Source organism: Bacillus sp. ISL-78 (assembly GCF_018613455.1).
Taxonomy (GTDB): Bacteria; Bacillota; Bacilli; order Bacillales; family DSM-1321; genus Peribacillus; species Peribacillus frigoritolerans.
Map to the genome: position 1 here is coordinate 108,567 of NZ_JAGGQC010000019.1, position 9,430 is coordinate 117,996.

Here is a 9,430-nt window from a genome sequence, read left to right on the forward strand (position 1 = left end):
CTATCTTTTTTAATAAAAATTATTAATAAATATGCCTATTCGGCAATAAAAAATTGGAGGATGAAACATGAGATTTATAATCCAAAGAGATCGATTAGTTCATAGTGTCCAAGAAGTAATGAAAGCAGTCACATCAAGAACGACGATTCCGATCCTAACAGGGATAAAGATAAGCGTTACTAGTGAGGGGGTCACTCTAACAGGTAGTGATTCAGATATTTCCATCCAATCATTCATTCCCGCTGAGGTTGACGGAGATGAGATTGTTGAAGTTAAAAGCAGCGGCGGTATTGTCCTGAATGCCCGTTTTTTCAGTGAAATTGTCAAAAAGCTGCCGATGGATACTGTAGAAATTGAAGTGGAGAATAACTTTCAAACGATTATTCGCTCGGGAAAAGCTGAATTTAATCTAAATGGACTGGATCCTGAGGAATATCCGCATCTTCCGATCATTGCAGAAGAAAATATTTTCAAACTTCCGACGGACCTTTTAAAGACCCTTATCCGCCAAACTGGCTTTGCAGTGTCCACGTCAGAAACACGCCCCATCTTAACAGGTGTAAACTTGAAGGTTCAAGATGACGAATTGACCTGTATTGCAACAGATAGTCATAGGCTTGCAATGAGAACAGCCAAAATAGAAAATAAAATTAACGGTACCTATAGCGTCGTCATCCCAGGTAAAAGTCTGAATGAGTTAAGTAAAATCCTTGATGATACAAACGAACTCATTGAAATCGTCATTACCGAAAACCAAGTACTTTTCAAAGCTGAAAATTTATTATTCTTCTCAAGACTTCTTGAAGGGAATTATCCTGATACATCACGCTTGATTCCATCAGATAGCAAAACCGATGTGACTGTTCACACCAAGGATTTCCTTCAAGCGATCGACAGGGCTTCTTTATTGGCGAGAGAAGGAAGAAATAATGTCGTTAAATTGACAACCCTGGAGGGCCGTATAATCGAAGTCTCTTCCAATACTCCTGAAATTGGTAAAGTAATTGAGGAAGTTCAGGCAGAAGCCATTGAAGGTGAAGACCTGAAGATCTCTTTCAGTGCCAAATTTGTAATGGATGCTCTAAAGGCATTGGAAGGTTCCGATATAAAAATTAATTTCACAGGTGCAATGCGTCCGTTTGTCATTCGTCCGCTACATGACGATTCCATGCTGCAATTAATTCTCCCGGTAAGGACTTATTAAGCTAAAATAATATTTCAAAAAAATTAAAGGCTTGTATAGCAGGTCTTTAATTTTTTTATATTTAAACATAGGTTTCCAAAGGGTATTGGGCGGTTTTTCAATGCTGTACGAGACTCTGAATCGCTAAAAACCAGAACTGAAAAAGCTATACTTTGTCTTAATGGGATTAATTTAGTAAAATGAAATATTAAAGACTACTTAGAAATGAGTGAGGCAAAATGGACTCCATAAAAATCAATACTGAATATATTACGCTTGGACAATTTCTGAAATTGGCCGATTTGATCCAAAGCGGCGGAATGGCGAAATGGTTCTTAAGTGAATACGAGGTTTACATTAATGGGGAATTAGACGTGAGAAGAGGCAGAAAATTAAGATCAGGTGATAAAATAGAGATTCCTGGATTTGGCACCTACACAATTACAAGCTAAAACATAAGGGAAGAGCGGAATATGTATATTGAAAATATAAGTTTGAAAAATTACCGCAACTATACCGAATTGAATCTGGCTTTTGAGAATAAAGTCAATGTAATCCTCGGCGAAAATGCTCAAGGAAAAACAAATGTCATGGAATCTATTTTCGTTTTAGCAATGGCAAAATCCCATCGGACCTCAAATGATAAAGAACTTATTCGCTGGGATGAAGAATATGCTAAAATAGAAGGAAGAGTTAGAAAGAGAAATACCTCAATACCACTTGAGCTGACCATTTCAAAAAAAGGGAAAAAGGCGAAGTGCAACCATATTGAACAAAGAAAGTTGAGTCAATATGTCGGAAATATGAATGTGGTCATGTTTGCGCCTGAGGATCTTAACCTTGTAAAGGGAAGTCCTCTAGTCAGACGCCGTTTTATAGATATGGAAATTGGCCAGGTTTCTCCCGTATACCTTCATGATATGAGCCAATATCATAAAATACTTCAACAAAGAAATCATTACTTAAAGCTTCTGCAGACCCGGAAACAAACGGATACGACGATGCTTGATGTGCTGACCGATCAATTTATTCAGTATGCAGCGAAAATTGTCGAAAGAAGGTACGAGTTTCTTTTAAAGCTCCAGCAATGGGCAGAGCCTATTCATTCGGGGATCTCCAGAAATCTAGAAGTATTGAAAATCCAATATAAACCGTCGCTTGATGTATCAGAATCTATGGATTTGACGAAAATGATAGAAGTATACACAGAAAAATTTGATAAAATAAAAACAAGGGAAATTGAACGGGGTGTTACACTGGTAGGTCCTCATCGTGACGACCTGGTTTTTTTTGTGAATGACCGTGATGTCCAGACATATGGTTCACAAGGTCAACAGCGTACGACTGCCTTGTCTTTGAAACTTGCCGAAATTGAGTTGATCCATGAAGAAATCGGCGAGTATCCCATTTTATTATTGGATGACGTGTTATCGGAACTCGACGATTTCCGCCAATCCCATTTACTGAATACGATACAAGGAAAAGTGCAAACATTTGTGACGACACCCTCCGTTGATGGAATCGATCATCAAACCCTACGAGAAGCGTCCACCTTTTATGTTAGTCAAGGAAGTATAAAAAAGGTTAAATGATGAGGTGAATGTATGTATCTTCATATTGGTGAAGACATTCTTGTGAAAACGGACGATGTCATAGCCATCTTAGATAAGAAGCTGCTTCAGGCCTCTCCAATCATGAGTGAATTTTTGGAGAAAAAGGCGGATGTAACTTCCCATTTAGCAAAAAACTCGGTTAAATCGATTGTAGTGACGGACAAACAGGTATATTATTCACCGCTTGCGTCGTCCACCTTGAAAAAGCGTTCACTGCAGCCATCGCTCTTAATCGATGATATAGATATTCTTTGAATTGTAGCTAAACGTTATAATTACTCCTGAAAATTGATAAATGCCAAAAGAAAAGTGTAGGTGATACGTATGACAATGGAACAAAAAGAAGTACAAGCTCAGGCATACGATGAGAATCAGATACAGGTTTTAGAAGGCTTAGAAGCAGTTCGTAAACGTCCGGGGATGTATATCGGCACTACCTCTGCAAAAGGACTTCACCATCTTGTTTGGGAAATTGTCGATAATAGTATTGATGAGGCACTGGCTGGTTTCTGTACGGAAATCAAAGTGACGATCGAAGAAGACAATAGCATAACCGTAGTCGATAATGGTCGGGGAATTCCAGTGGGAATCCATGAAAAAATGGGACGTCCAGCTGTAGAAGTAATCATGACGGTCCTTCATGCGGGCGGTAAATTCGGCGGCGGAGGTTATAAGGTTTCCGGCGGTCTGCATGGTGTGGGAGCATCAGTGGTTAATGCCTTATCCACGGTATTGGAAGTTTACGTTCATCGTGAAGGTAAAATCCATTATCAGCAATTTAACCGCGGTGTCCCTAAAGAAGATTTGAAAATCATCGGGGAAACCGATCATACCGGAACGACTACACACTTCATTCCTGATGGTGAAATCTTCACTGATACCTTGGAATATGATTTCGATACATTAGCCACACGAATCCGTGAGCTTGCATTCCTGAATAAAGGCTTGAAGCTGATCATTGAAGATAAACGTGAAGACGAAGAAAAAATCAGGGAGTTTCACTATGAGGGCGGCATCAAATCCTATGTCGAGCATTTGAACCGTTCAAAAGAGGTTTTGCATGAGGAACCGATTTTCATGGAAGGCGAAAAAGATGGAATCGCTGTTGAATTGGCCCTGCAATATAATGACAGCTATATCAGCAATGTCTTTTCTTTTGCCAATAATATTCATACCTATGAAGGCGGTACACATGAATCAGGATTCAAGACTGCTTTGACCCGTGTCATCAATGATTATGCACGGAAAAATGGTCTATTAAAAGAAGCGGATTCCAATTTCTCAGGTGAAGATGTCCGGGAAGGTTTAACGGCAATCATTTCGATTAAGCATCCTGATCCGCAATTTGAGGGTCAGACGAAAACCAAACTCGGAAACTCTGAGGTAAGAACGGTTACTGATTCCGTTCTTTCGGAACGACTTGATGCCTTCTTATACGAAAATCCTGCCGTGGCCCGAAAAATAGTAGATAAAGGGCAAATGGCAGCGAGAGCCCGTTTGGCAGCGAAGAAAGCACGTGAATTGACCCGGAGGAAAAGTGCTTTGGAAGTATCCAATCTACCAGGTAAATTGGCGGATTGTTCTTCTAAGGATCCGAGTATCAGCGAATTATACATCGTTGAAGGAAACTCTGCGGGAGGCTCGGCAAAACAAGGGCGGGACCGCCATTTCCAAGCCATATTGCCGCTAAGGGGGAAAATCCTGAATGTTGAAAAAGCGCGATTGGACAGAATCCTGCACAATGAAGAAATAGGTACGATCATCACAGCACTTGGAACAGGCATTGGTGATGAATTCAATACTGAAAAAGCCAGATACCATAAAATTGTTATCATGACCGATGCGGATGTGGATGGTGCCCATATCAGAACACTGATGTTGACATTCTTCTACCGGTATATGCGAAAAATCATCGAGTATGGATATATATATATTGCTCAGCCGCCACTTTTCAAGATTCAGCAAGGGAAAAAAGTGGATTATGCTTATAATGACCGCGAGCTTGAAGAAATCATGGCAAGTTTGCCAAGTACTCCAAAACCTAACCTGCAGCGTTATAAAGGGCTGGGGGAAATGAATCCGGAGCAATTGTGGGAAACGACCATGAACCCAGAAACGAGAACGCTGCTTCAAGTCAGTTTGAAAGATGCCGCCGAGGCTGATGAAACTTTCGAGATGCTGATGGGCGACAAGGTGGAACCGCGACGTAACTTCATTGAAGAAAATGCAATTTATGTAAAAAATCTTGATATCTGATTTTTGACAGGATGCTTTTTACATCCTGTTCTTTAAATAGTGCACGAACAGTTAAACTTAAATGAGATATAAGCTTTTAATAGGAGGTTGGCTCCATGTCAGAAAATGAAAGATCAGGTGTTAAAGAAATAAATATAAGTACCGAGATGCGGACATCGTTTTTGGATTATGCGATGAGCGTTATCGTGTCGCGGGCTTTGCCTGATGTAAGGGACGGTTTGAAACCGGTACACCGAAGAATTCTTTATGCAATGAACGATCTTGGAATGACTTCGGATAAACCATTTAAGAAATCAGCCCGTATTGTCGGGGAAGTTATCGGTAAATATCACCCGCATGGTGATTCGGCGGTATATGAAACGATGGTACGGATGGCGCAACCTTTTAACTATCGCTATATGCTTGTGGATGGACATGGGAATTTCGGTTCGGTCGATGGTGACCAAGCTGCCGCAATGAGGTATACCGAAGCGAGAATGTCAAAAATCTCGATGGAGTTACTCCGCGACTTAAATAAAGATACGGTCAATTTCCAGGATAACTACGATGGTTCGGAAAGAGAACCAGCCGTCATGCCTGCCCGTTTCCCGAACTTGTTGGTGAATGGTTCATCAGGAATAGCGGTAGGAATGGCAACCAATATTCCGCCCCATCAATTAGGTGAGGTAATTGACGGCGTTTTGGCTTTAAGCAAGAATCCTGAGATTACAATTCCAGAGTTGATGGAATATATTCCTGGTCCGGACTTTCCGACTGCCGGTTTGATTTTAGGGAGAAGCGGAATCAGAAAGGCCTATGAAACCGGTAAAGGGTCAATCATTCAACGGGCGAAAGTCGAGATTGAAGAGAAGCCGAATGGTAAACAGGTAATTCTTGTTAAGGAAATCCCTTATCAAGTGAATAAAGCAAGATTGATTGAAAAAATTGCAGAACTTGCCCGGGATAAGAAAATCGAAGGCATCACCGACCTACGGGATGAATCGGATCGCAATGGCATGCGTATTGTCATGGAACTTCGTAAGGATGTTAATGCGAACGTCCTTTTAAACAACCTGTATAAGCATACCGCGATGCAGACCACCTTCGGAATCAATCTGCTTGCTTTGGTGGACGGTCAGCCAAAAGTGCTGAATTTAAAACAATGCCTGCGCTACTACTTGGAGCATCAGCAGGTAGTCATACGGCGCAGGACTGAGTTTGAACTGCGGAAAGCGGAGGCACGTGCCCATATTTTAGAAGGTTTGCGCATTGCACTTGATAATTTGGATGCAGTCATCTCGTTGATCCGCAGTTCCCAAACGACAGATATTGCCCGGGAAGGCTTAATGACACAATTCTCACTTTCCGAAAAACAGGCGCAAGCTATCTTGGATATGCGTTTACAGCGCTTGACAGGTCTGGAACGTGAAAAAATTGAAGATGAATATCAGGCATTAATGGCTATAATTGCAGAATATAAAGCGATTCTTGCTGATGAAGAAAAGGTTCTTGAAATTATCCGTGAAGAGCTTCTTGAAATTAAAGAACGTTTTGATGATAAACGGAGAACTGAAATCACATTAGCCGGCTTTGAAAGCCTGGAAGATGAAGATTTAATCCCAGAAGAAAATATAATCGTGACACTTACGCATAACGGTTATATTAAACGCTTGCCTGCAACCACATACCGCAGTCAAAAACGCGGGGGGCGCGGAATACAGGGTATGGGAACGAATACAGATGACTTTGTCGGTCACTTGTTAACCACTTCTACTCATGACACTCTATTATTCTTCACCAACAAAGGTAAAGTCTATCGTTCAAAAGGATATGAAATACCTGAATATGGCAGGACGGCAAAAGGATTGCCGCTTATCAACTTGTTGGAAGTCGATAAAGGCGAGTGGGTCAATGCAATCATACCTGTGAAGGAATTTGCGGACGATTGGTATTTATTCTTCACGACCAGACATGGGATATCAAAGCGTACACCTTTATCGTCTTTTGCAAATATCCGTAATAACGGTTTAATTGCCCTAGGTTTACGTGAAGATGATGAATTGATCTCTGTCCGACTTACGAATGGAGAGAAACAGATCATAATTGGAACGAAGTCCGGTATGATGATTCGTTTTCCAGAGACGGATGTACGGACAATGGGACGTACTGCAGCAGGAGTAAAAGGAATTTCCTTAGGGACAAATGATGAAGTTGTCGGAATGGAAATTCTCGAAGATGATGAAGAAGTCCTGATCGTTACGAAAAACGGTTATGGAAAAAGGACCTCTGCGGAAGAATACCGTATTCAAAGCCGTGGAGGCAAAGGAATAAAAACATGTAATGTCACTGAGAAAAATGGTGAACTTATAGCCGTGAAAACAGTTACGGGTGAAGATGAAGATTTGATGCTGATTACAGCAGCTGGTGTATTGATCCGAATGGAAGTCGAAGGCATTTCTAAAACGGGCCGTAATACACAAGGGGTTAAGCTCATCCGACTCGAATCCGCAGATAATGAATATGTTTCTACGGTAGCCATCGTAGGAAGGGAAGAAGAAGAAGAAAAAGACATGGAAATAGAGGCGGTAACAACTCTAGATCCGGATTCTGATCCTGAGCCTACGGTAAATGAAGAAAATGAAGAAACTGAAAAAGATACGGAAGAGTAATCTTTTACTAAAAAAGGGGGTTCGGAATTTAAATTCCAAACCCCCTTTTAAAATTCCTTTTGATTCTTTTTAAAACAACGAGAAAGCGAGTACCTGTAGGCAACGCTCGAACTGTAGACCCAGCAATAAAGCTGGGTCTTTTTTTGCATTAGCTCGGTTTCAAAATGATATCAGAGTGTTCGGAGTTTGGGTATAAAGACTCGTTCGCTTCGAAGTGATTTCCTGATAAATTACTTTTTTTTAGGTATTTAATCATAAAAAGGATAGTTTTCACCGTGTTTTTCAATTAAACTGATACTCATTAATACTTCCGAGGTGAAACGTTTTGCTGGTGAAAACTCACGATTTAATTGAAGGCTGCATCCTCTCTAAAGAGATTAGAGGTCTTTCGAACCGCCCTATAATGTATGAAAAAACAATATTGACCACACGATTAATTGAGGCATTGCAAGCTTTTTTAATAACAGAGGTAAGCGTTGAAAAAACTTTGATGGATGGAAGGGAATTTTTGCCGAAAGAAGTAATCGATCCAGAATTGCAAGAAAGGGGAAAGTCACCGGATTTTACGGATTTGTATCTTAAGTCAGTACAAACATATAAAAAATTATTTAAAAATTGGCAGGCGGGCAGTAAAGTCGAGGTGGCCATGATTCGTTTAATCATGATCCCCCTTATGGACAAGGCTTTAGAGGAACCAGAAAACATTTTGATGCTGCACCACTTTTGCAATAAAGAAGAATATGTATATCATCATGCTATTTCCATTGGATTGATAGGAGGATATATTGCATTTAAAATGAAATGCAATAGGGCTGATGTCTATCAAGCTGCAATTGGCGGATGTCTGGCAGATTGCGGGATGGCAAAGCTGCCACCAAGATTATTAAATAAAAGGGAAAGCCTGACGGCAGATGATTATAAGGAGATACATGCCCATCCCATTTTCAGCTACAAGATGATCAAGGATAGTTCCATCATTAAGGATAGTGTGAAGGTAGCCGTTCTAGAGCATCATGGAAGGTTAGATGGAACAGGTTATCCCAAAAGGTTGAAAACAAAGCCCATGAACTTATTTTCAAAAATCATAGCTGTTGCAGATGTATTTCACGCCATGACTTCCGAAAGGGCATATAGAAAGAAACAGTCACCGTTTAAGGCATTGGAAATGATCTTCCATGATGAATTTGGTAAATTTGATATTGCGGTAGTTAAAACCTTGTTATCAAGCTTCGCTAATTTTTCCATAGGAAGCCAGGTCAAACTGAACAATGGATTCATCGCTGAAATCATTTTTATTGATGCCGGCTCGCAAACAAGACCAGTCATAAAGGTGATGGATAGTGGGCAAATTATCAATTTAGGGATTAATCGTGAATTACATATAGAAGAAATACTATAATGTTTTTTTAAAAAAATCACTCTTGAAATGTAAGCTTTTTCTTCTTGATCAGGGATAAAGTCATAGTATTTGAAATCTATGAATGTATATATATTATTTATTTTAAAATAACTATTGCTTTTATTCCTGATACTAGATATAATAACTAAGTCGACAGCGAAAGAATAAAGTTGTTGACAAGTAATAATATAGATGCTATATTATTAAAGTCGCTTACGAAGTAACGACGAAAAATCGCTCTTTGAAAACTGAACAGAACAAAGCGCCAACGTTAAATTTTAAGTGAGCACACACTATCAAAAAAGCAAACGAGCAAGTCAAACATTTCTTC

Annotated in this window: 7 protein-coding genes; all 7 read left to right on the top strand. The window is 40.1% G+C overall.

Annotated elements, in window-relative coordinates; translation table 11 throughout:
• Nucleotides 1-67: 67 nt before the first annotated feature.
• The 7 genes from dnaN to J7I96_RS18245 all read left to right on the top strand — a co-directional run bounded on the left by dnaN (nt 68) and on the right by J7I96_RS18245 (nt 9,099).
• The gene (dnaN, locus tag J7I96_RS18215; protein WP_054398443.1) at nt 68-1,204 is read left to right on the top strand and encodes a DNA polymerase III subunit beta; all 1,137 of its coding nucleotides are present in this window, start codon (nt 68-70) and stop codon (nt 1,202-1,204) included.
• Nucleotides 1,205-1,422: 218 nt separating this feature from the next.
• Nucleotides 1,423-1,635: a S4 domain-containing protein YaaA gene (gene yaaA / locus J7I96_RS18220; protein WP_034316192.1), complete on the top strand. Its 213-nt coding sequence runs from the start codon at nt 1,423-1,425 to the stop codon at nt 1,633-1,635.
• 21 nt (nt 1,636-1,656) lie between these two features.
• A complete protein-coding gene (gene recF / locus J7I96_RS18225) occupies nt 1,657-2,775 on the top strand; it encodes a DNA replication/repair protein RecF (RefSeq protein WP_034316194.1) in 1,119 nt (372 codons plus the stop codon).
• Nucleotides 2,776-2,787: 12 nt separating this feature from the next.
• Nucleotides 2,788-3,051: an extracellular matrix regulator RemB gene (gene remB, locus J7I96_RS18230; RefSeq protein ID WP_214772595.1), complete on the top strand. Its 264-nt coding sequence runs from the start codon at nt 2,788-2,790 to the stop codon at nt 3,049-3,051.
• A 75-nt stretch (nt 3,052-3,126) separates the two neighbouring features.
• A complete protein-coding gene (gene gyrB, locus J7I96_RS18235; protein ID WP_214772647.1) occupies nt 3,127-5,052 on the top strand; it encodes a DNA topoisomerase (ATP-hydrolyzing) subunit B in 1,926 nt (641 codons plus the stop codon).
• 95 nt (nt 5,053-5,147) lie between these two features.
• Nucleotides 5,148-7,700 (top strand): DNA gyrase subunit A, encoded by a 2,553-nt coding sequence (gene gyrA, locus J7I96_RS18240; RefSeq protein ID WP_063574565.1) that lies wholly within the window; start codon nt 5,148-5,150, stop codon nt 7,698-7,700.
• Nucleotides 7,701-8,031: 331 nt separating this feature from the next.
• Nucleotides 8,032-9,099: an HD-GYP domain-containing protein gene (locus J7I96_RS18245; protein ID WP_311315222.1), complete on the top strand. Its 1,068-nt coding sequence runs from the start codon at nt 8,032-8,034 to the stop codon at nt 9,097-9,099.
• The last annotated feature ends 331 nt before the right edge of the window (nt 9,100-9,430 follow it).